Here is a 20,499-nt window from a genome sequence, read left to right on the forward strand (position 1 = left end):
GGTCACGGGAACTGCGTCACCTTGGAGGGGACCGTGCCGGTCCCCGAGGTCGGCGATCCGGTGGTGTTGACGACGTGGGCGTACTGGCCCATGCCGCCCAGCGAGATCACCAGCAGGTCGTGCATCTTGATGCCCGAACCGGTCGGCACCTGGAAGCCGTTGGACTGCACGATCGTCGGATCGGCCGTGTAGTTGCAGTAGCTGCCCAGGCCCCACGCCTCGTGCGTGCCCACGGTGTCGGCGACCTTGTAGGCCGCGTAGCCGACGACGCCGTCATGGGTGATGGCGGCGGCGTTCGGGGCGTCGTACGCCTTCTCGTTCTGGAAGAAGATCGTGCGGCCGCGTTCGCCGTTCCAGTAGACGTCGTACTTGTTGAAGTGCTCGACGAACAGGCCGGTGGCCAGGACGTCGTTGCCGTTGACCCGCAGGCCGTAGTCGGCTCTGTTGGTCGTCCAGCCGACTCCGCTGCCGTGGTCGGCGCGCCAGAGCCAGGTGTGGTCGATGAGCACGTTGTTGCTGTTGACCACGACCGAGTTGGTGGCGAGGCCGGGTCCGGCGCCGCCGACGCGGACGAACACGTCCTGCATGGACGTGGGGTTGGCGGAGTGGTCGGCGGTGGAGCCCGGGTCGCCGATCCGCAGCAGGGTGTCGGAGTTGACCGAGCCCGCGTCGATGAGGAACCCGGCGAGCTTCACGCCGTCGACGTCGGCGACGTGCAGGGCGTCGACGCCGTTGTCCGGGACCAGGGTGGCGAGGCCCAGGCCGAGGACCACGGTGTTGGCGCGGGTGACGTTGATGGTCTGGTCGAGGTGGTAGACGCCCGGGGTGAACAGGAGGTTGAGGCCCTGGGCGAGGGCCTGGTTGATGGTGGCGGCGGTGGCGCCGGCCTTGACGACGTAGAACTGGTCCAGCGGGAGGGAGGTGCCCGCGTTCGCCGGCCAGGAGACGCCCCGCGCGCCCGTGCGCTTGGCGGGGACGAACACCTTGTAGGTGCTGCCGTCCAGGTAGAGGAACGGCTTCTCCCGCGAGACCGGGGTGGTGTCCAGCGTGGTGTACGGGCCGCTGTCGAAGTTGGTGGCGGGCGCGCCCTCGACCCCCGAGAACGTCATGTTCCAGACGCCGTTGGTCCAGCCGCCGACCGAGCTGTCCCGGGTGTACCACTGCTGCTGGGAGTACGGGCCGACCGTGCCGTCGATCTTCGAGTCGGCGATGTACCCGCCGGAGGCCCAGCCGTAGCCGTTCGGGGCCAGGTTGAGGCCGCCCTTGACGTGGATACGACGGAAGGGGGCCGCCTGAGCCACGGCCCAGCGGTCCGTGCCGTTGGAGGGGGTGATGGCGAGGTTCTCCGCCGAACGCCAGAAGTTCTGCGTGGCGTTGCCGTTGAACCAGCCGGCGTCGACCGTGACGTCGCCGTTGATCTGCGTGTCGTCGGGGTTGAGACCGAGGCCGGAGATCGAGGTGTAGAAGCCGATCTGGGCGTTGATGCCGTTGTAGGTGCCCGGCTTGAGCAGGAACTGGTAGCGCCCGGTGCCGAACTGGGCCGACTCCTGCTGGGCGAAGACGGAGTCGAACTTCGCCTGGAGATTGGGCGTGGACGGGTCGACGACGATCACGTTCGGGCCGAGGTCGCCGCCGCCCTGGACCGGGGGCGTGCCGGTGGTGGTGCCGTAGACCTGGAACTCCCAGAGCGAGTAGCCCCACTGGGTGGCGCGGTGCACGCCCAGCATCCGGACGTAGCGGCCCTGCCCGGAGACGGTGAGGGTGTCGGTGCCCCCGTCGCCGCCGGTCACGGACTGCAGGTCGGTCCAGTTGCTGCCGTCGGCGGAGATCTGGACCTTGTAGTCCTTGCCGTAGGCGGTCTCCCAGTTCAGGACCACCTGGCTGACCGTGGCGGTGGCGCCGAGGTCGACCTGGAGCCACTGGTCGTCGGAGAAGGCCGACGACCAGCGGGTGCCGGTGTCGCCGTCCACCGCGTTGGCCGCGGCGGTCCCGGCGTTCTCCACGGAGGAGGCGGTGGCCGTCCTGCCCTGGGACAACGGCGCGTCGGCGGCGTGGGCGGCCGGCGCGTGCGCGGTGGGAAGGGCGAGCAGCGCCGCCATGGCGGCGAGCACTACGCCCAAGGATCTCAGTCGTCTCATCAGCGGCTCCCTGAGGTGGACGTGGCGGTGCGGACAACGACCGCACCCCACGGCTTAGTTCAGGTTTTGATTTAAGTGGTGAGGCAACCGGGCGACAAGCCTTCGGGAGCGTATTTCTCGGCCGTGGCCGCCCCGCGGCACGTCACAGGGACGGTCGCGGGGCGGTTGCCGGCCCTGTCACAGGCCGCGCCGCGCGTACACGGCGGCGAGGTCGCCGGACAGGGCGCCCTCGACCCAGTGGGTGATGTCGTCGGCGAGCACCTCGTAGGCGTCCGACTCGACACCGTCGAGGGCCGCAGCGGCGATATCCTCCGGCTCGGCCTTGGGCCCCTCGGCATGCGCGGCCATGTCGGTGTCCACATAGCCCATGTGCGGGCCGGTGACGCCGATGCCACGCGGCTTGAGCGCGAGGCGCAGGCCGTTGGCCTACGACCGGAAGGCCGCCTTGGAGGCGCTGTAGGCGCCGCCCTCGGCGACCCGGGACAGCACCGAGTGGACGTTCAGGATGCGGCGGATGCCGTCGAGCGGCGAGGTCAGGAACTGGGTGCCGAGGGCGATCCCGGCATTGCTGACCAGGACCGTGACGTCCTGCGCCCGCTCGACGACGGCGGCCACGGAGCCGGGGTCGGTGACCTCCAGGGGCAGCGCCACCGCGTCGGGGTGGGAGATCGGTTTCCATCCGTTGCGGCCATAGTAAACCGATCGTTTTCCGTCTTCGATCGCGGAGTGGGCCACCCGCACCCCCGGCGGCCCCTATCGCCTTGCGGGCAGCGGTAGTTACTCGATCAAGTTCATTGCGTCCGACCCCTGGCTACGGACTCCTACCGGGCGGTATACAGACCCCCGACACACGCGTACGGGCCACCCGTCGGGACCGGTTCCGTGCGCGTCCTCGCGCAGGGGGGATTTCCATGGCGTACGGCACCCCGTCGGACGGTTCGGCGAGACGGCACCGGCGGAAGGCCACGGTCGCGGCGGCGCTGGGCGGCTGCGCCCTGGTGGCCGCCTCCACCACTCCGGCCGCGGCGCACGGCGGCGGCCACGGGTCCGGCCACGACCACGGCACCAGCTATGTGGCGCTCGGCGACTCCTACACCTCGGGCCCGCTCATCCCCACGCAGGTGGACGCCAACTGTGCCCGCTCCGACCACAACTACCCCTCGCTGGTAGCGGCGGCGCGGCACGTCAGCGCGTTCAAGGACGTGAGCTGTTCCGGTGCGACGACCGCGGAGATGTGGAAGGCGCAGGGCACCAACGGCCCCCAGCTGGACGCCGTCCAGCGGGACACCGACCTGGTGACGGTCCAGATCGGCGGCAACGACGTGGGCTTCAGCTCCATCATCGGCACCTGCGCGGCCCTCAGCTCCAAGGATCTGACCGGCAACCCCTGCCAGCAGTACTACAACGCCTCCGGCACCGACCAGCTGGTGCTCAACATCGCGCAGACCGCGCCGAAGGTCGACAAGGTGCTGCGGGCGATCCGCGCCCGGGCCCCGCACGCCCGGATCCTGGTCGTCGGCTACCCCGACCTGCTGCCCGACGACGGCAGCGGCTGCTACCCGACCGTGCCCTTCGCCGCCAAGGACTTCCCCTACCTGCGGGACACCGGGAAGCGGCTGAACCTGATGCTGCGCCTGGTCGCCGCCTGGAACGGCGCCCGGTACGTGGACACCTACGGCCCGACCGTCGGCCACGACATGTGCAAGGCCCCCGCCGACCGCTGGATCGAGCCCCTCCGGCCGACCTCACCGGCGGCTCCCGCCCATCCCAACGCCAAGGGCGAGGCGGCCATGGCCCAGGCCGTGCTGGAGCGTCTCGGCGCGCGTCACTAGGGGGTGGGCAGCGGCTTGTGCGGGTAGCTGCGCAGCACGAGGGAGGTGGTGACCGGGCCGTGGCGGGCCAGCGAGTCCACCACCTCCTCCAGGCGTTCGGCGTGGGTGCAGTGCACGTCGAAGAGCAGGCAGTCCTCGCCGGTCACCCGGAGCGTCGAGACGACCTCCGGGATCCGGTCGGCGAGGGCGAGCGCCTTCGGCAGCTGGGCATGCGTGGTGCGCAGCCGGACGACGGCGTGGATGTTCAGCCCGAGCGCGGGGGCGGCGACGACGGCCCGGTAGCCGGTGATGACGCCGGCCTTCTCCAGCCGCTGGATGCGGGCGCCCGCCGCCGGCTGGGAGAGCCCGACCCGCCGCCCCACCTCGGCCCCGGTGAGCCGGCCCTCGGTCTGGAGCAGCTCCAGGATGGCGCGGTCGATGTCGTCGAGTGATTCCATCGTCGTCGTCCCCACTTTCCTCTGGATCACTTGCGGAGCCGGATCGCGGCCACTGCTTCCCTCAGAATCGCCCGCAGGACGGGCCCGGTGAGCGCCGGGTCACGAGGGAAAGGGCGGTCGGCGATGATCGCGTACGTCATCATCCCCGGGATCGACGGGTCGGACGACGGGCACTGGCAGAGCCGGTGGGAGCGGGCGTGGGGGGAGACGGCGGTGCGGATCGCCCCGGGGTCCTGGACCCGGCCGGAGCTGGCGGACTGGGTGGACGCGGTACGGGCCGCCCACGACACCGCCGTGGCGCGGGGCGCCGGCCGGGTGGTGCTGGTGGCGCACAGCCTGGGCTGCTGGGCGGCCGCCGCATGGCTGGAGCGGGTACGGCCCGCGGGGGTGTCGGCGTTCCTGGCCGCGCCGCCCGACCCCCGGGGACCGGCGTTCCCGGCTGCGGCGGCACCGACGTTCCTGGAACTGTCCGCCCGTCCGCTGCCCTGCCCGGCCCTGGTGGTGGCGAGCGACGACGACCCGTACGGCGATGCCACGGCCTCCGCCGCGCTGGCCTCGGGCTGGCGGGCACCCCGGCGTTCCGTCGGCGCGCACGGGCACCTCAACTCCGCGAGCGGGCTCGGCGACTGGCCGGCCGGCCGGGAACTGCTGCGGACGCTGGTGGAGGGCTGAGCCGCCCCCGCGGGGCCGACACCGCGGGCGGTCCGGCCCCTTGGGAGGGACCCACGGACGGTTCGCGATAGGTTGACCTGCATGAGCGACAACGTTTATTTCGACATCTCGATCAACAACGAGCCGGCCGGCCGGATCGTGTTCAGCCTGTTCGACAAGGTGGTGCCCGACACGGCCCGCAACTTCCGCGAGCTCGCCACCGGGCAGCACGGCTTCGGTTACGCCGGTTCCGGCTTCCACCGGGTCATCCCCGAGTTCATGCTCCAGGGCGGCGACTTCACGCGCGGTGACGGCACCGGCGGCAAGAGCATCTACGGCGAGAAGTTCAAGGACGAGAACTTCGAGCTCAAGCACGACCGCAAGTACCTGCTGAGCATGGCCAACGCGGGCCCGAACACCAACGGCTCGCAGTTCTTCGTCACCACGGCGCTGACCCCGTGGCTGGACGGCAAGCACGTGGTCTTCGGCGAGGTCGTCGAGGGCTCGGACCTCGTCGACAAGATCGAGAGCTACGGCTCCCGCAGCGGCGCCACCAAGGCCGAGATCAAGATCACGGCGAGCGGCACCGTCTGATCACGGACCGATCCACCGCGACGGTGACCGGGCGCCCGCCCGGTCACCGTTCGTCGTTCTCCCGTCTCGGCTCGGCGGCCCCCGGCGGGGCTCGCCCGGCGGGGGTGTCGTGCGCGGTGAGGTGCTCCAGGACCTCGGCCAGCTCCTGGCAGGCCTCCTCGACGGAGAGCCGGGTGGTGCGCTGCTCGGTGATGACGGCCGACAGCAGCAGCGCGGTCAGCGCCAGCGCGCCGTTGAACAACTGCAGCTTCAGCATCACCTCGACCTGGGACAGCCCGGCGAAGGCGCCGATGCCGTCCGTCGCGGCGACCGTGGCCATGACCGAGGTGAACAGGGCGCACAGCACGCTCCCCGCCAGCCGGAACCGCAGGGCCGCCCAGATCAGCAGGGGATAGACGAGGAAGAGCGCGCTCAGGTTGCTGTGCGTGGCCACCGGGACCAGGACGGCGGCGACGACCGCGAGGGCCAGGGCCTCCTTCCAGCGGGCCGTCGAGGGCAGCCCCCGGGCCCCCAGCAGCACCAGCAGGAACGGGGTGACGATCAGCACGCCCATCGCGTCGCCGACCCACCAGGCCAGCCAGATCGGCCAGAAACTGCTCGCGGGGAGTTTGCCGGCGAGCAGCAGGGTGACCACGTCGATGGTGGTGCTGACCACCATGGCGGTGAACGCCCCGAGGAACACCAGCGCGAGGCCGTCCCGCAGCCGGCTCAGGTCGGTGCGGAAACCGGCCCGGCGCAGCATCAGATACGCGCAGACGGGCCCGGCCGTGTTGCCGACCAGGATGCCCACGGTGGCGGGCTCGGGCGGGCCGAGGGACAGGACGAGGAAGAAGGCGCCGAGCGTGATGCCCGGCCAGCAGCCCAGGCCGAGGACGAGCAGACAGGCCACCGCCACGCCGGTCGACGGATAGATGGGGGTGAAGACCGCGTGCTCGACCGTGAGCCGGCACAGCAGGCCGAGCTGGCCCGCCGCGTAGTAGCAGGTGGCGACGGCCAGCGTCCGCAGGGCGAGGACGGCCGGGCGGCGCAGCTCCTGAATACCCACCACAGCAGCCATCAGACACCGAGGCGGCCCGCTCGGCGAGCGGGAGCCACCCACGCCCGGGGTGCCGGGCAGCCGCCGAGGACCCGGCGGCTGGAATGCCGGGCGGGACCCGAGAACTCCGCAGCCGGAGTACCGGGCAGCCGCCGAGGACCCGGCGGCTGGAGTACCGAGCGGGACCCGAGGACTCCGCAGCCGGAGTACCGGGCAGCCGCCGAGGACCCGGCGGCTGGAGTACCGAGCGGGACCCGAGGACTCCGCAGCCGGGTGCCGGACAGGCGCCAAGGACCCGGTGGCTGGGGTACCGGACAGGCGCCAAGAACTGCGCAGCCGGGGTGCCGGGCGGGACCCGAGGGCTCCGCGGCCGGGGGGCAGAGCGTGGGTGGACGGTTCTGCGGTCTGTCGTCGGGCCGGTGTGGTGGGTGTCAGGGCGGGCGGTCCAGGCCGTCGTGGCCCACGACCAGGACGGCCGCGTCGTCCTCGTGGCCGACCCGTTCCGCGCCCTTGATCACGGCGGCGGCCAGCGACTGCGCCTCCAGGCCGGCCACGGCGGCGACACCGGCGAGCCGCACCACCTGGGCGAGCCCCTCCTCGACGGTCATCGACGGACCCTCCACCACCCCGTCCGTGAGCAGCACGAACATGCCTCCGGTGGTGAACCGGTACCGGGACACCGGGTACGCGACGCCGGGTTCGATGCCCAGCGGCGGCCCGCCCTCGTCCTCGGCGACCCCGGACTTCCCGTCGGCGGTGGCCCAGACGAACGGGATGTGGCCGGCCCGGGCGCTCTCCAGCACCCCGGTGTCCGGGTCGAGCCGCATGAAGGTGCAGGTGGCGAAGAGCTCGCTGCCCAGGGAGACCAGCAGGTCGTTCGTCCGGGCGAGCAGCTCGTCCGGCTCGCCGGTCACCGAGGCGAGGGCCCGCAGGGCCGCCCTGACCTGGCCCATGAAGGCGGCCGCCTCGATGTTGTGCCCCTGGACGTCGCCGATGGCCAGGCCGATGCGGCCGTCGGGCAGCGTGAAGGCGTCGTACCAGTCGCCGCCCACGTTCAGCCCGTAGCAGGCGGGCGCGTACCGGACGGCCAGATGGAAGCGTGGGGTCTCGGGCAGGTCCCGGGGCAGCATGCCGCGCTGGAGGGCGATGGCCAGCTCGACCTGCGAGCGCTGGTACTCGGCCCGCTCGCGCGCCTGGGCGGTGAGCGACCTGAGTCTGACCAGCAGCTCGTCGTCCATCGCGCGCTTGCGGGGCATGGATCACTCCGGCCGGGGAGACAGCCCTTCCAGGACAGACCCCTGGATTTTTACCTTTACAGGATCATAGTGCGAAGAGCGGACAAGCGGTCGGCGGCGGCCGGGCGCGGTCGGCCGCCGCCGGGGCACGCCGCGGTCACCCCTTGCGCAGGCCGTCGGCCCGGCGGGAGGCGCGCAGGGTGCCGACCGTCTTCAGCAGCCGGTCCGCCGGGTCGCGCAGCCGCGGATGGGCGAGGACGGTGTTGCGCAGTCCGCGGACCGGGCGGCGCCACAGCCGGTGCGCCGTGGCCACCGGGTGGGCCCGGGTGGCGAAGCCCTCGCCCACCCGCAGCTCGCGGGTCTTGAGCCAGTCCTTGTACTCCTTGTCGCCCCGCCCGAGGTCCACCAGGGTGACGCCACCGCGCGCCGCGGCCTCGGCCGTGCGCAGGTGCATCATCAACCCGGGTGAGTAGTAGTGCAGTTCGGGGTCGTACGCGGTGAACCAGGCGGCGAGCACGGTGCCGGACCGCGGGCCGAAGTGCGCGGCCACCGGCCGGTCGCCGGCGTAGAGCACGGACAGCACGCCGGTGAAGTGGTCCTCGCGGACGTGGAAGAGGTGGTCCACGAGGTCGACGATCCAGGGGCGGGCGAAGCGGTCCATGCGTCCGGTCCGCCGGTACTGGGCGGACTTCCAGCGCATCAGGGTGCGCAGGGCCGCCGGGTCGCGCTCGTCGAACTCGAAGCGCAGCTCGCCGATGTCGCGGCCGAGGCGCCGTTCCTTCTTCAGCGTGGTCTTCGCCAGGCCCGGGTAGGTGGCGCGCAGCCACTCGGGGTAGCCGCCGTCCCCGGGTTTCACATCGATCACCGGCGAGGCGAAGGTGCCGGTGACATGCGGGGCGAAAGGTCTCTGCTCGGCGACCAGATGATCGAACTCGAAGATCGACATCCCGCACGCGCCCAGCAGTTCCTGGGCGTCCCAGGTGACCCCGGGCCGGTGCACCAGCGCCTGGCAGTCGGAGAGCCCGAGCCCGACGGCCCGGCCGACGCCCAGCGCGTTGCGTTCGTACGGGAGGAAGCCGACCGGCTCCCCGCCCTCACGCAGGACCGCCACCCGTACCCCGGAGCGGTGCTTGCCCACGCCGATCGCGAACTCCGGAGCCAGAAAAGGGTTGGCGTACTCCGGCGACTCGTCCATCGCGTGGTGCCAGGCCCGGCGGAGCGGCTGGGTCAGCTCGCCGGGTCTGTGGATCGTGATGTCCACCTCAGATCAACCGCCCCTCGGCTGACGAGGTGTGTGGCACATGATTCCGGGACCGGCTCCCGGACGGACCTCTGCACTGGCCTCTGGATCGCATGGGCGACCGCTCTCCCCCCATAACGCGAATTCCGCGTTCTGCCGTTACCAGGAACAGCTCCTGTTCCCCGCCGTACACCTTTGGTCCGTGACCGGCGAGCGGGTCGCCGGTCCGGAGGTGTCGCTCAAACGTCGCGAAACAGTACGCACGCTGTCAAGGGTGCCACTCTCGGGGCAGGTTGGGGGTGGGGTGACTCGGACTTTCCCGGCCCTTTCCGTCAGGTCGCGGTCGCCGCGGCCGCCGCGCGTCCCGTCTGGCGGCCGGAGAAGAGGCAGCCGCCGAGGAAGGTCCCCTCCAGCGAGCGGTAGCCGTGCACCCCGCCGCCGCCGAAGCCGGCGACCTCGCCGGCGGCGTACAGACCGGGTACGGGCACCCCGCTGCTGTTCAGGACCCGTCCGGACAGGTCGGTCTGGAGGCCGCCCAGGGTCTTGCGGGTGAGGATGTTCAGCCGGACGGCGATGAGCGGGCCGGCGCCGGTGTCCAGGATCCGGTGGATCGAGGCGGTGCGGCTGAGCGAGTCGCCGATGTAGTCGAGGGCGTTGCGGATGCCCATGACCTGGACGTCCTTGGTGTACGGGTTGTCGATCTCGCGGTCGCGCGCCTCGATCTGCCGTTTCAGGTCGGCGAGGTCGATGAGGTTGTCGCCGGTCAGCTTGTTCATGCCGGTGACGAGGTCGGTGAGGTTGTCGGCGACCACGAAGTCGACGCCGTTCTTCTTGAACTTCTCGATGGGCTCCGGGGTCTGCCAGATCCGGGACAGCAGTTGCCAGATGTTCTTGTTGGTGAGGTCGGGGTTCTGTTCGGAGCCGGAGAGCGCGAACTCCTTGGCGAGAATCTTCTGGGTCGTGACGAACCAGGAGTAGTCGTAGCCGGAGGCGGTGATCGATCCGAGCGTGTGCAGGGTGTCGTAGCCCGGGATGTCGGGGGTGTTGAAGCGGCGGCCCTTCGCGTCGAACCACATCGAGGAGGGGCCGGGCAGGATGCGGATGCCGTGGTTCGGCCAGATCGGGGCGTAGTTGCGCAGGCCCTCGGTGTAGTGCCACATCCGGTCGGGGTTGACGATCCGGCCGCCCGCCTGTTCCGTGATGCCGAGCATGCGGCCGTCCACGTGCGCGGGCACCCCGGTGACCATGGACTTGGGCGGGGTGCCGAGCCGGGCCGGCCAGTTCTGCCGTACGAGATCGTGGTTGGCGCCGATACCGCCCGAGGTGACCACGACGACCGGCGCCCGCAGCTCGAAGTCGCCCACGACGGTACGGGAGCTGGCGGTGCCGCGGGCCGCGCCGCTGGGCTCCAGGACCGCGCCCCGCACCCCGGTCACCGCACCGCCGGTGGTCACCAACCCGTCGACCCGGTAGCGGAACTTGAAGGTCACCTTGCCGGCGGCGACCGCCGCCCGCACCTTCTTCTCGAAGGGTTCGACGACGGCGGGGCCGGTGCCCCAGGTGACGTGGAAGCGGGGCACGGAGTTGCCGTGGCCGTCGGCGAGACCGCCGCCGCGCTCGGCCCAGCCGACGATCGGGAACCACTGCACGCCGAGTCCGGAGAGCCAGGACCGCTTCTCCCCGGAGGCGAACTCCACATAGGACTGGGCCCACTTGTAGGCCCAGTAGTCCTGGCCGTTCGGGTCGCCGATCCCCCGGTCGAAGCCGGCCGTGCCGAGCCAGTCCTGCCAGGCGAGGTCATGGGAGTCCTTGACCCCCATCAGCCGCTGTTCGTCGGAGTCGACGAGGAACAGTCCGCCGAAGGACCAGAACGCCTGGCCGCCCAGGCTGGCCTCCGGTTCCTGGTCGAGCAGCAGCACCTTGCGGCCGGCGGCGGCGAGTTCGGCGGTCGCGACCAGTCCGGCGAGGCCGTGGCCGACGACGATCGCGTCCGCGTCCTGCGACTCGGCGGCGAACGCCCCCGCCTGGCCGAGGGTCAGGCCGGCGAGCGCGCCGCCGGCGACCGTCAGCACCTGGCGCCGGCTGAACCGGGACTCCTGCTCGGAGCTGTCGGCCGCGTCCGCGACCGCGCTGGGATTCTCCATGGTGGGGCTGCCTTCCGTACGGATGCGGGCGGTGCGGGAGACAAGGCTGGGACTGCCGGGGCGGCAGGGTGTTACCGACGGTAGCCCATGCTCGTGGGCGGCGACCAGAGTTCTGCGTTACCTGGATATGCCGGTTCTTGACCGCCGCTTTGGACGCGGGCCCCCCGCACTCCGCACCCCCGCCCTCCGCACGCCCGACTCCGCACCCCACCCCCCGCCGCCTCGCACCGCCGTGCTAGGACCCTCTGCCATGGAGACCGTGGCGACCGAGCCCATCACCCCGTCCACCCCGCGGCCCGTACGGTGGCCGACGATGGTCCAGGGGTGGCATCAACTGACCTTCCTGCACTGGCCGGTGGAGCCGGAGCGGGTGGCGGGGCTGCTGCCCGCCGGTACCCGGCCGGACACGCTGGACGGAGTCACGTACGTCGGGCTCGTCCCGTTCCTGATGCGGGGCACGGGCTTCGGGCCGGGGCCGGGTCTGCCGTACCTGGGCACCTTCTGCGAGACGAACGTGCGGCTGTACTCGGTGGACGGGCAGGGCCGGCGCGCGGTGGTGTTCAGGTCCCTGGACGCGTCCCGGCTGCTCCCCGTGCTGGTGGGCCGGTCGGGGTTCCGGCTGCCGTACGTCTGGGCCTCGATGAGGCTGACCCGCGAGGGCGATGTGATCACCTACACCTGCCGGCGGCGGCGCCCGGCGGCGACGAGCCGGGCGGTCGTACGCATAGGGGAGCCGATCACCGAGCCCTCGCCGCTGGAGCACTTCCTGACCGCGCGCTGGGGGCTGCACGTGACCTGGCACGGCCGCACCGCGCACCTGCCGAACGAGCATCCGGCCTGGCCACTGCACCGGGCCGAACTCCTGGACCTCGACGACGAGTTGGTCGAGGCGGCAGGCCTGCCGGCGCTCTCCGGGCCGCCGGTCAGCGTCCTGTGGTCGCCCGGCGTGAAGGTGCGGTTCGGGACGCTGGAACTGCTCCGCCCCCTCAGGTAAAGAGATCGTATGGTCTAGTCCAAAGTGAGCTTTGGTCCAGTCCAATTCATTGACGTGACCGCGACACCTCCGGAAGCTGGGTCCCACCCCACACCTCCCCGGCCCCCTGGAGGCACCAGTGAGACCCCTTCGCGCATGTCTGGGCGCGGCGGCAGCCGTCACGCTCGCCGCCGCCGGCACCACCGCGCTCGTCGCGAGCGACGCCTCGGGCGCGACCACCGCGCTGAGCAACCGGTGGTACGCGGCCGCCCCCTACCTGATGCCACTGGACAACAACCCGCCGGACGCGGCCGCCATCATGGACGCCAGCGGCCTCAAGGCCTTCCAGCTGGCGTTCGTCCTGGCCCCCAACGGCGGCGGCTGCTCGCCCACCTGGGGCGGCACGGCGGCGGTCTCCTCGGACACCGCCGTCCAGTCGGTGATCAACACAATCCGGGCCAAGGGCGGCGACGTCTCCGTCTCCATCGGCGGCTACGGCGGCACCAAGCTGGGCCAGACCTGCGCGGACGCGGCCTCCACGGCGGCGGCCTACCAGCAGGTGATCACCAAGTACGGGCTGCACGCGATCGACTTCGACCTGGAGGAGCCGGAGTACGAGAACACCGCGGCGATCAAGAACGAGATCGGCGCCGCGAAGATCCTCCAGCAGAACAACCCCGGCCTGTACGTGTCGGTGACGACGGCCGGCACGGCGGACGGCACCGGCTGGTTCGGCAAGCAGATGCTGCTGGAGGCGAAGTCGCAGGGATTCACGCCCAACAACTTCTCCATCATGCCGTTCGACGGCGGTTTCAGCGGGGCGGCCTCGCAGACCAGCGCGCTCACCAACTTCAACGCGATCCTGCAGTCCACCTTCGGCTGGGACCAGGCGACCGCCTACGCCCACGAGGGCTTCTCCGGGATGAACGGCCGCAGCGACACCGGCGAGCACTTCACCCAGGCCGACTTCCAGACCGTGCTCGACTACGCGACGAGCCACAACATGGACCGCTTCACGTTCTGGTCCCTGAACCGCGACCGCCAGTGCACCCCGGTCGACAACAACGGCACCACGTCCGGGACCTGCTCCAGCGTGGCGCAGAGCGCCTGGGACTTCGCCAAGTACTCGGTGAAGTTCGCCGGGGTCACCCCGCCGACCACCACCCCCACGCCCACCCCGACCCCGACGCCCACCTCCTGCAAGACGGCGTGGAGTTCGACGGCGGTGTACACGGCCGGGAACGAGGTCTCGTACAACAGCCACAACTGGAAGGCCAAGTGGTGGACCCAGAACGAGGTGCCCGGCGCCTCCGAATGGGGCCCCTGGCAGGACGAGGGCGCCTGCTGACCTCTTGACGGGGTTGGTCCGGACCTTTAGCTTCACGGCTATCGAGGGTTACGGATGCGTCCGGAGTTCACAGGTGTGAACCGCCGATGGACTCCGGGCGCGCCCCCTCCTGGCGAAAGGACCCCCCACGTGAACCGTTCCCGGCTGCTCGCGGCACCCACCGCCGCGGGCCTGGCCCTCGCCCTCACCGTCCTGCTCGGCGGCAGCGCGGACGCGGCGAACCCGGACGTCGCCCCCGGCGGCAACTTCGACCTGTCCATATGGCAGCTCCAGGAGCCGGTCGGCTCCCCCGGCTCGCCGACCACCATCTCCTCGTCCCGGCTGCAGGGCGCGAACGGCTACCAGGACGCGTATTTCTACACCGACACCCGCGACGGCGCGATGACGTTCTGGGCGCCGGAGAAGGGCGTCACGACCCCGAACTCCAACTACGCCCGCTCCGAACTGCGCGAGATGAACCGGAACGGCAGCGCCGCGAACTGGTCGCTGAGCGGCAGCCACCGGATGAGCGCGACGCTGCGGGTGGTCTCGGTGACCAAGAACGTGTGTGTGGGCCAGATCCACCTCGGCACCGGCGGCTCCTCCACCAAGCCGCTCCTGGAGCTGTACTACCGCTCCAACGGCGACATCGTGCTCGGCACCGAGAACTCCCCCGACGGCGGCCAGACCTCGCACAGCGTGGGCCATGTGCCGATCGGCAAGACGTGGACCTACACCATCGCCGTCTCCGGCGGGAACACGATCGACCTGACCGTCAACGGGACCACCACCCACTACGCCATTCCGTCCTCCTTCAACCCGTACAAGCAGTACTTCAAGGCGGGCTCGTACAACCAGTCGTCCTCCGACAGCACGACCAACGGCGCCCGGGTCGCCTTCTACGGACTGACCGTCACACACGGCTGAGTTCGCCTGGTCCGGCCTGGCGGGGGCCGTGGTTCCGCCGCACGATGGAGATGCCATCCGCGCCGCGGCCGGACGACGGGAGGACCGATGACTCAGAACTGGGGACCACGTCCTCCCGTCACCGCGGACGGCCCGGAATGGCGGCCCGCGCTGGACGTCCCGCCGCCCGGACCGCAGCGCCGCTGGACGGTGCTGCTGCGCTGGCTGCTGCTGATCCCGCAGTACGTCGTGCTCACCCTGCTGGGCATCGCGGCGTTCTTCGCCACGGTGGCGGGCTGGTTCGCGGCGCTCTTCCTGGGTCGGCTGCCCGACCCGATCGCCTCGTTCCTCGGCAAGTACCTGGCGTACGAGACCCGGATCGCGGCCAGCTCCATGCTCCTGGTCGACCGCTACCCGCCGTTCGCCCTGACCGCGCCCGACTACCCGGTGCGGATCGAGCTGCGGCCCACCTCGCTGAACCGGCTCGCGGTACTGTTCCGGCTGTTCCTGATGATCCCGGCGGCGATCATCGCGAACCTCGCCGCGACCGGCTGGTTCGCCATCGGCTGGATCTTCTGGATCATCGGGATCGTGCGGGGACGGCTGCCCGGGCCGGTCTTCGGGGCGACGGCGGCGGTCGCCCGCTACCGGATGCGGTTCGGCGCGTACGCGAGCATGCTGTCGCCCGTCTACCCGAAGGGGCTGCTCGGCGACGCGCCGGCCGCCGGGGAGAAGGCCGCCTCCGCCACCCGGCCCCTGGTCCTGGACACCGCCGCCAAGGTCCTGGTCTGGGTCTTCCTGGTGCTCGGCCTGGTCGCCCAGGTCGGCTCCCGGGGCGGCGGCGACTACCACGAGAACGGACTGGCGAATACGCCGCAAGTGGTACATCTCGTAGGACGGTCGTAGCGTCGTAGGGAACATGTACGGCGAACGGGTGGGAGCGACCATGCGACCAGTGGTGGGAACGGCGATCGGACTCGGGGCGGCCCTGCTGCTCACGGCGGGCATGACGACGGCCTCCGCGACACCGCCGACACCGTCCGCCACGCGGGCGTCGGCCCAGCACCCGGTGCTCGTCGACTGCCTCTGGCACCAGCGGTTCAGGCCGACCGACTTCATGCTGGCCTGCGGCGACGGCAACAGCCTCCTCAGCGGCATGCGCTGGACCCAGTGGGACGACCGCACGGCGGTCGGCCAGGGCGTGAACGTGGTCAACGACTGCAAGCCGTACTGCGCCGCCGGCAGGTTCCACAAGTACCCGGTGACCGTGAAGCTCGACCGCCCCACCTCCTGGACGAAGCACCCGAACGTGCAGCACTTCACGCGGATGAACCTGACCTACTCCGGGGCCAGGCCGGAGGGATACACCCAGGTCATGAGCTACCCGATGTGGAACTGAGCGGGGCCGTCACCCGGCTGCGCGGCAAGCGGGGCGAGGCCGTGCGCCGGGCGGGCGACGTCCCGGCCGGGGCTGCCGGGAGCCGTGGCGGGCCTGGCGTCATCTTGGTGTGACCGGTACGCCGGAGCTCCGCGCTCCCGTCGAAAGAGGTCACATGCCCCGATTCCTCCGCCGGGCCGTCGTCGCCCCGGCCGCGGTCGCGATCGGCCTGATCGCGGCGGCCCCGGCCGCGAGCAGCGGGCCGGACGTCTCGAATCCGCACGTCATCGCCCACTTCGACCTGGCTGCCGGGCAGACCCCCGAGAACATGGTGGCCGAGCGCAACGGCTCGGTGGTCGTCTCCTTCTCCGCCGCCCGGCAGATCGCCAAGGTCACCCGGGAGCGCCGGATCCGGGTGCTGGCGACCCTGCCCGCCGAGTCCCGCCCCAGGACGCCGCTCGTCCATGACGCCGTCACGCTCGGCCTCGCCCGGGCCGAGGACGGCACGCTGTACGTCAACTACGCCACCGGCACCGCCAAGACGGGCATCTGGCGCATCCCCGCGAGCGGCGGCGCGCCCGAGCAGATCGCCGCGCTGCCGCCGGACGGGGTGCCCAACGGGCTGGCGCTCGACGAGCGGCGCGGGGTGCTCTACGCCGCCGACTCGGTCCTGGGCACGGTGTGGCGGGTTCCGCTGGCCGGCGGCACGCCGACGGCGTGGGCCGCGGGCGGCGCGCTCGACGGGCTGCCGCAGACGGCCGACGGTGTCGGCGCCAACGGGATCAAGGTCCACAAGGACGCGGTCTGGGTGACCAACAGCGACCGCGGCACGCTGCTGCGCATCCCGGTCGCCGAGGACGGCTCGGCGGGCGCCGCCGAGGAGCGGGCGAGCGGTCTGCCCGGCGTCGACGACTTCGTCTTCCCCGGGCACTCGGACATCGTGCTCGCCGCACTGATCACGTCCAACGAGGTCGCGCTGGTCCGCCCGGACGGCACCCACGGCACCGTCCTCGGGGTGCAGGACGGTCTGTCCAACCCGACGTCGCTGGCGGTGAGCGGCCAGGATCTGTTCGTGGCGAGCGACGCCTACTTCACGCAGCGGGACCCCAACCTGCTGAAGGCGCGGCTGCGCGCCCACTTCGCCCGCCCGTAGCCGAGGGGAGGGCCGGTCCTGGCCGGTCCTCCCCTCGCCGGGGCTCAGGCGATCTCGACGAGCAGGTCGCCGCCCTCCACCTGCTGGATGCGGTTGATGGCGAGCCGGGAGACCCGGCCGGCCTTCGGGGCGGTGATGGTGGCCTCCATCTTCATGGCCTCGATCGTGGCCACCGTGGCGCCCGCCTCGACCTCCGCGCCCTCGGCCACCGCGAGGGTGACGACACCGGCGAACGGGGCCGCGACATGGCCGGGGTTGGCGCGGTCGGCCTTCTCGGTGGCCGGGATGTCGGAGGCCGCGCCCCGGTCGCGGATCTGGATGGGCCGCAACTGGCCGTTGAGCGTGGACATCACGGTGCGCATCCCGCGCTCGTCGGCCTCGCCGACCGCCTGGAGCTCGATCAGGAGCCGGACGCCGGGCTCCAGGTCGACCGCGTACTCCTTGCCCGGGCGCAGCCCGTAGAAGAAGTCCTTGCTGTCGAGGACGCCGGTGTCGCCGTAGGTCTGGCGGTGGGTCTCGAACTCGCGGGTCGGGGCCGGGAACAGCAGCCGGTTGAGGGTGGCGCGGGGCTCCTTGGCCAGACCCTCGCGGTCCTCGGCGGACAGCTCCGGGGTGGGCTTGGCAGCCGCGCGGCCCTGGAGGGCCTTGGTGCGGAACGGCTCCGGCCAGCCGCCGGGCGGGGTGCCCAGCTCGCCCCGGAGGAAGCCGATGACCGAGTCGGGGATGTCGAACTTGTCGGGGGTCGCCTCGAAGTCCAGCGGCCGCACCCCGGCGCCGACCAGGTGCAGGGCGAGGTCGCCGACCACCTTGGAGGACGGGGTGACCTTGACCAGGCGGCCGAGGATCCGGTCGGCGGCCTCGTACATCGCCTCGATGTCCTCGAAGCGGTCGCCGAGGCCGAGCGCGACGGCCTGGGTGCGCAGGTTGGAGAGCTGGCCGCCCGGGATCTCGTGGTGGTAGACCCGGCCGGTCGGGGAGGCGAGGCCCGCCTCGAAGGGGGCGTAGACCTTGCGGACGCTCTCCCAGTACGGCTCCAGGTCCTCGATCGCCCGCAGGTCGAGCCCGGTGGGACGCTCCGAGTAGTCGGTCGCGGCCACGATCGCCGAGAGGGACGGCTGCGAGGTCGTACCGGCCATGGAGGCCACCGCGCCGTCCACCGCGTCCGCGCCGGCCTGGATCGCGGCGAGGTAGGTGGCCAGCTGGCCGCCCGCGGTGTCGTGGGTGTGCAGGTGGACGGGGAGGTCGAACTCCCGGCGCAGCGCGGAGACCAGCTTGGCGGCGGCCGGGGCGCGCAGCAGGCCGGCCATGTCCTTGACGGCGAGGATGTGGGCGCCCGCGTCGACGATCTGCTCGGCGAGCCGCAGGTAGTAGTCGAGGGTGTAGAGCTGCTCGCGCGGGTCGGACAGGTCGGCGGTGTAGCAGAGGGCGACCTCGGCGACCGCGGTGCCCGTCTCGCGTACCGCCTCGATGGCGGGGCGCATCTGGCCCACGTCGTTGAGGGCGTCGAAGATGCGGAAGATGTCGATGCCGGTGGCGGCGGCCTCCTGGACGAAGGCGTCGGTCACCTCGGTCGGGTACGGGGTGTAGCCGACGGTGTTGCGGCCGCGCAGCAGCATCTGGAGGCAGATGTTGGGGACGGCCTCGCGCAGGGCGGCGAGTCGCTCCCAGGGGTCCTCGGCGAGGAAGCGGAGCGCGACGTCGTAGGTGGCGCCGCCCCAGCACTCCAGGGAGAGCAGTTCGGGCAGGGTGCGGGCGACCACCGGGGCGACGGCGAGCAGGTCCTTGGTGCGTACCCGGGTGGCGAGCAGGGACTGGTGGGCGTCGCGGAAGGTGGTGTCGGTGATGCCGATGGTGGGCGACTCGCGCAGGTGGCGGGCGAAGCCCTCCGGGCCGAGCTCGACCAGGCGCTGGCGCGAGCCGGCGGGCGGCTCGCCCTCCGGCAGCGGGGGCAGCTTGGTGGTCGACTCGATCAGGTGGGGGCGCTCGCCGTGCGGCTTGTTGACGGTGACGTCGGCCAGGTAGGTGAGCAGCTTGGTGCCGCGGTCGGCGGAGGAGCGGGCGGTGAGCAGGTGCGGGCGCTGCTCGATGAACGAGGTGGTGATCCGGCCCGCCTGGAAGTCCGGGTCGTCCAGGACCGCCTGGAGGAAGGGGATGTTGGTGGCCACGCCGCGGATGCGGAACTCGGCGACGGCGCGCCGGGCGCGGCCGATGGCGGCCTTGAAGTCCCGGCCCCGGCAGGTGAGCTTGACCAGCATCGAGTCGAAGTGCGCGCTGATCTCCGTACCGGCGTGGGTGGTTCCGCCGTCCAGCCGGATGCCGGAGCCGCCCGGGGAGCGGTAGGCGCTGATCCGGCCGGTGTCGGGGCGGAAGCCGTTGGCCGGGTCCTCGGTGGTGATCCGGCACTGGAGGGCCGCGCCGTGCAGCTTCACCGTCTCCTGGGAGAGCCCGAGGTCGGCGAGGGTCTCGCCGGAGGCGATCCGCATCTGGGCCTGGACCAGGTCGACGTCGGTGACCTCCTCGGTGACCGTGTGCTCGACCTGGATGCGCGGGTTCATCTCGATGAAGACGTGGTTGCCCGCGGGGTCGAGGAGGAACTCGACGGTGCCGGCGTTGCGGTAGCCGATCTCGCGGGCGAAGCGCACGGCGTCGGCGCAGATGCGGTCGCGCAGCTCCGGGTCGAGGTTGGGCGCCGGGGCCAGCTCGATGACCTTCTGGTGGCGGCGCTGCAGCGAACAGTCCCGCTCGAAGAGGTGGATGACGTTGCCCTCGCCGTCGGCGAGGATCTGCACCTCGATGTGGCGGGGGTCCACGACGGCCTTCTCCAGGAAGACGGTCGGGTCGCCGAACGCGGAGGCCGCCTCGCGGGAGGCCTGTTCGATGGACTCGCGCAGCGCGGCCGGGTCCTCGACGCGGCGCATGCCGCGGCCACCACCGCCGGCGACGGCCTTCACGAAGACCGGGAAGCCGATCTCCTCGGCGGCGCGCACCAGTTCGTCGATGTCGTTGGAGGGCTGGGAGGAGCCGAGCACCGGGACGCCGGCGGCGCGGGCGGCGGCGACCGCGCGGGCCTTGTTGCCGGTCAGCTCAAGTGTGTGGGCGTTCGGCCCGACGAAGGTGATGCCCGCCTCCTCGCAGGCGCGGGCGAGTTCCGGGTTCTCGGAGAGGAACCCGTAGCCCGGGTAGACAGCGTCGGCCCCGGCCCGCCGGGCGGCGCCCACGATCTCCTCGACGGAGAGGTAGGCGCGCACCGGGTGCCCGGGTTCCCCGATCTCGTAGGCCTCGTCGGCCTTCAGCCGGTGCAGTGAGTTGCGGTCCTCGTGCGGGAACACGGCGACCGTGCGCGCACCCAGCTCATAACCCGCGCGGAACGCGCGGATGGCGATCTCTCCACGGTTGGCGACCAGCACCTTGCGGAACATCCCTGGATCCCTTCAGCCTGCCGGCGACGAACACCA

The 20,499-nt window shown here is 71.6% G+C and carries 16 protein-coding genes and 1 pseudogene; 9 read left to right on the plus strand and 8 right to left on the minus strand.

What is annotated here, in order from left to right; all coding sequences use genetic code 11:
- Positions 1–2 precede the first annotated feature (2 nt).
- Both ACIPSJ_RS20655 and ACIPSJ_RS20660 read right to left on the minus strand, forming a co-directional pair.
- A complete protein-coding gene (locus tag ACIPSJ_RS20655; protein ID WP_401347571.1) occupies positions 3–2,138 on the minus strand; it encodes a discoidin domain-containing protein in 2,136 nt (711 codons plus the stop codon).
- Positions 2,139–2,315: 177 nt separating this feature from the next.
- Positions 2,316–2,879 (minus strand): annotated as a pseudogene (locus ACIPSJ_RS20660) (SDR family NAD(P)-dependent oxidoreductase).
- A 170-nt stretch (positions 2,880–3,049) separates the two neighbouring features.
- Here ACIPSJ_RS20660 and ACIPSJ_RS20665 point away from each other — a divergent pair.
- Positions 3,050–3,970 (plus strand): SGNH/GDSL hydrolase family protein, encoded by a 921-nt coding sequence (locus ACIPSJ_RS20665; protein WP_359216237.1) that lies wholly within the window; start codon positions 3,050–3,052, stop codon positions 3,968–3,970.
- On the opposite strand, the gene ACIPSJ_RS20670 is transcribed toward ACIPSJ_RS20665, so the two are convergent.
- Positions 3,967–4,407, minus strand: a complete 441-nt coding sequence (locus tag ACIPSJ_RS20670; protein ID WP_401347573.1) for an Lrp/AsnC family transcriptional regulator — start codon at positions 4,405–4,407, stop codon at positions 3,967–3,969. The two genes, ACIPSJ_RS20665 and ACIPSJ_RS20670, sit on opposite strands and share 4 nt — an antisense overlap.
- Positions 4,408–4,530: 123 nt before the next feature.
- Between ACIPSJ_RS20670 and ACIPSJ_RS20675 the strand changes: the two genes are divergently transcribed.
- Both ACIPSJ_RS20675 and ACIPSJ_RS20680 read left to right on the plus strand, forming a co-directional pair.
- On the plus strand, positions 4,531–5,079 hold the full coding sequence (locus ACIPSJ_RS20675) for an RBBP9/YdeN family alpha/beta hydrolase (protein ID WP_401347575.1): 549 nt from the start codon (positions 4,531–4,533) through the stop codon (positions 5,077–5,079).
- 81 nt (positions 5,080–5,160) lie between these two features.
- Positions 5,161–5,652: a peptidylprolyl isomerase gene (locus tag ACIPSJ_RS20680; protein ID WP_359216245.1), complete on the plus strand. Its 492-nt coding sequence runs from the start codon at positions 5,161–5,163 to the stop codon at positions 5,650–5,652.
- Between the two features lie 43 nt (positions 5,653–5,695).
- On the opposite strand, the gene ACIPSJ_RS20685 is transcribed toward ACIPSJ_RS20680, so the two are convergent.
- The 4 genes from ACIPSJ_RS20685 to ACIPSJ_RS20700 all read right to left on the minus strand — a co-directional run bounded on the left by ACIPSJ_RS20685 (position 5,696) and on the right by ACIPSJ_RS20700 (position 11,307).
- Positions 5,696–6,700 (minus strand): MASE1 domain-containing protein, encoded by a 1,005-nt coding sequence (locus ACIPSJ_RS20685; protein ID WP_359216248.1) that lies wholly within the window; start codon positions 6,698–6,700, stop codon positions 5,696–5,698.
- A gap of 419 nt (positions 6,701–7,119) precedes the next feature.
- On the minus strand, positions 7,120–7,944 hold the full coding sequence (locus ACIPSJ_RS20690; protein ID WP_359216251.1) for a PP2C family protein-serine/threonine phosphatase: 825 nt from the start codon (positions 7,942–7,944) through the stop codon (positions 7,120–7,122).
- Between the two features lie 136 nt (positions 7,945–8,080).
- Complete coding sequence (locus ACIPSJ_RS20695) at positions 8,081–9,184, minus strand: GNAT family N-acetyltransferase (RefSeq protein WP_359216255.1); 1,104 nt, start codon at positions 9,182–9,184, stop codon at positions 8,081–8,083.
- Positions 9,185–9,495: 311 nt separating this feature from the next.
- Entirely contained in the window at positions 9,496–11,307 is a 1,812-nt protein-coding gene (locus tag ACIPSJ_RS20700) for an FAD-binding dehydrogenase (RefSeq protein WP_401347579.1), read from the minus strand.
- Between the two features lie 250 nt (positions 11,308–11,557).
- Between ACIPSJ_RS20700 and ACIPSJ_RS20705 the strand changes: the two genes are divergently transcribed.
- The 6 genes from ACIPSJ_RS20705 to ACIPSJ_RS20730 all read left to right on the plus strand — a co-directional run bounded on the left by ACIPSJ_RS20705 (position 11,558) and on the right by ACIPSJ_RS20730 (position 17,044).
- Positions 11,558–12,301: a YqjF family protein gene (locus tag ACIPSJ_RS20705; RefSeq protein WP_401347582.1), complete on the plus strand. Its 744-nt coding sequence runs from the start codon at positions 11,558–11,560 to the stop codon at positions 12,299–12,301.
- Positions 12,302–12,419: 118 nt separating this feature from the next.
- Entirely contained in the window at positions 12,420–13,628 is a 1,209-nt protein-coding gene (locus ACIPSJ_RS20710) for a carbohydrate-binding protein (protein WP_401347583.1), read from the plus strand.
- Between the two features lie 129 nt (positions 13,629–13,757).
- Positions 13,758–14,534, plus strand: coding sequence for a polysaccharide lyase family 7 protein (locus tag ACIPSJ_RS20715; RefSeq protein ID WP_359216267.1), 777 nt, complete (start codon positions 13,758–13,760; stop codon positions 14,532–14,534).
- Between the two features lie 87 nt (positions 14,535–14,621).
- A complete protein-coding gene (locus tag ACIPSJ_RS20720) occupies positions 14,622–15,419 on the plus strand; it encodes a DUF4389 domain-containing protein (RefSeq protein WP_401347585.1) in 798 nt (265 codons plus the stop codon).
- Between the two features lie 40 nt (positions 15,420–15,459).
- Positions 15,460–15,912, plus strand: a complete 453-nt coding sequence (locus ACIPSJ_RS20725) for a hypothetical protein (RefSeq protein ID WP_401347587.1) — start codon at positions 15,460–15,462, stop codon at positions 15,910–15,912.
- Between the two features lie 154 nt (positions 15,913–16,066).
- Positions 16,067–17,044 carry an SMP-30/gluconolactonase/LRE family protein gene (locus ACIPSJ_RS20730; protein ID WP_401347589.1) on the plus strand — a complete coding sequence of 326 codons (978 nt, stop codon included), beginning with the start codon at positions 16,067–16,069 and terminating at the stop codon, positions 17,042–17,044.
- Positions 17,045–17,088: 44 nt separating this feature from the next.
- On the opposite strand, the gene ACIPSJ_RS20735 is transcribed toward ACIPSJ_RS20730, so the two are convergent.
- Positions 17,089–20,463: a pyruvate carboxylase gene (locus ACIPSJ_RS20735; RefSeq protein WP_359216279.1), complete on the minus strand. Its 3,375-nt coding sequence runs from the start codon at positions 20,461–20,463 to the stop codon at positions 17,089–17,091.
- Positions 20,464–20,499 lie beyond the last annotated feature (36 nt).

The sequence above is a fragment of the Streptomyces sp. NPDC090088 genome, from assembly GCF_044747345.1.
GTDB lineage: Bacteria > Actinomycetota > Actinomycetes > Streptomycetales > Streptomycetaceae > Streptomyces.

What these genes read in the sequence shown, in the direction of transcription:
- ACIPSJ_RS20700 (WP_401347579.1), bottom strand. Translation starts at nt 11,307, where the DNA reads ATGGAGAATCCCAGCGCGGTCGCGGACGCGGCCGACAGCTCCGAGCAG.
- ACIPSJ_RS20665 (WP_359216237.1), top strand. Translation starts at nt 3,050, where the DNA reads ATGGCGTACGGCACCCCGTCGGACGGTTCGGCGAGACGGCACCGGCGG.
- ACIPSJ_RS20655 (WP_401347571.1), bottom strand. Translation starts at nt 2,138, where the DNA reads ATGAGACGACTGAGATCCTTGGGCGTAGTGCTCGCCGCCATGGCGGCG.
- ACIPSJ_RS20725 (WP_401347587.1), top strand. Translation starts at nt 15,460, where the DNA reads ATGCGACCAGTGGTGGGAACGGCGATCGGACTCGGGGCGGCCCTGCTG.
- ACIPSJ_RS20735 (WP_359216279.1), bottom strand. Translation starts at nt 20,463, where the DNA reads ATGTTCCGCAAGGTGCTGGTCGCCAACCGTGGAGAGATCGCCATCCGC.
- ACIPSJ_RS20670 (WP_401347573.1), bottom strand. Translation starts at nt 4,407, where the DNA reads ATGGAATCACTCGACGACATCGACCGCGCCATCCTGGAGCTGCTCCAG.
- ACIPSJ_RS20720 (WP_401347585.1), top strand. Translation starts at nt 14,622, where the DNA reads ATGACTCAGAACTGGGGACCACGTCCTCCCGTCACCGCGGACGGCCCG.
- ACIPSJ_RS20690 (WP_359216251.1), bottom strand. Translation starts at nt 7,944, where the DNA reads ATGCCCCGCAAGCGCGCGATGGACGACGAGCTGCTGGTCAGACTCAGG.
- ACIPSJ_RS20675 (WP_401347575.1), top strand. Translation starts at nt 4,531, where the DNA reads ATGATCGCGTACGTCATCATCCCCGGGATCGACGGGTCGGACGACGGG.
- ACIPSJ_RS20730 (WP_401347589.1), top strand. Translation starts at nt 16,067, where the DNA reads ATGCCCCGATTCCTCCGCCGGGCCGTCGTCGCCCCGGCCGCGGTCGCG.
- ACIPSJ_RS20705 (WP_401347582.1), top strand. Translation starts at nt 11,558, where the DNA reads ATGGAGACCGTGGCGACCGAGCCCATCACCCCGTCCACCCCGCGGCCC.
- ACIPSJ_RS20680 (WP_359216245.1), top strand. Translation starts at nt 5,161, where the DNA reads ATGAGCGACAACGTTTATTTCGACATCTCGATCAACAACGAGCCGGCC.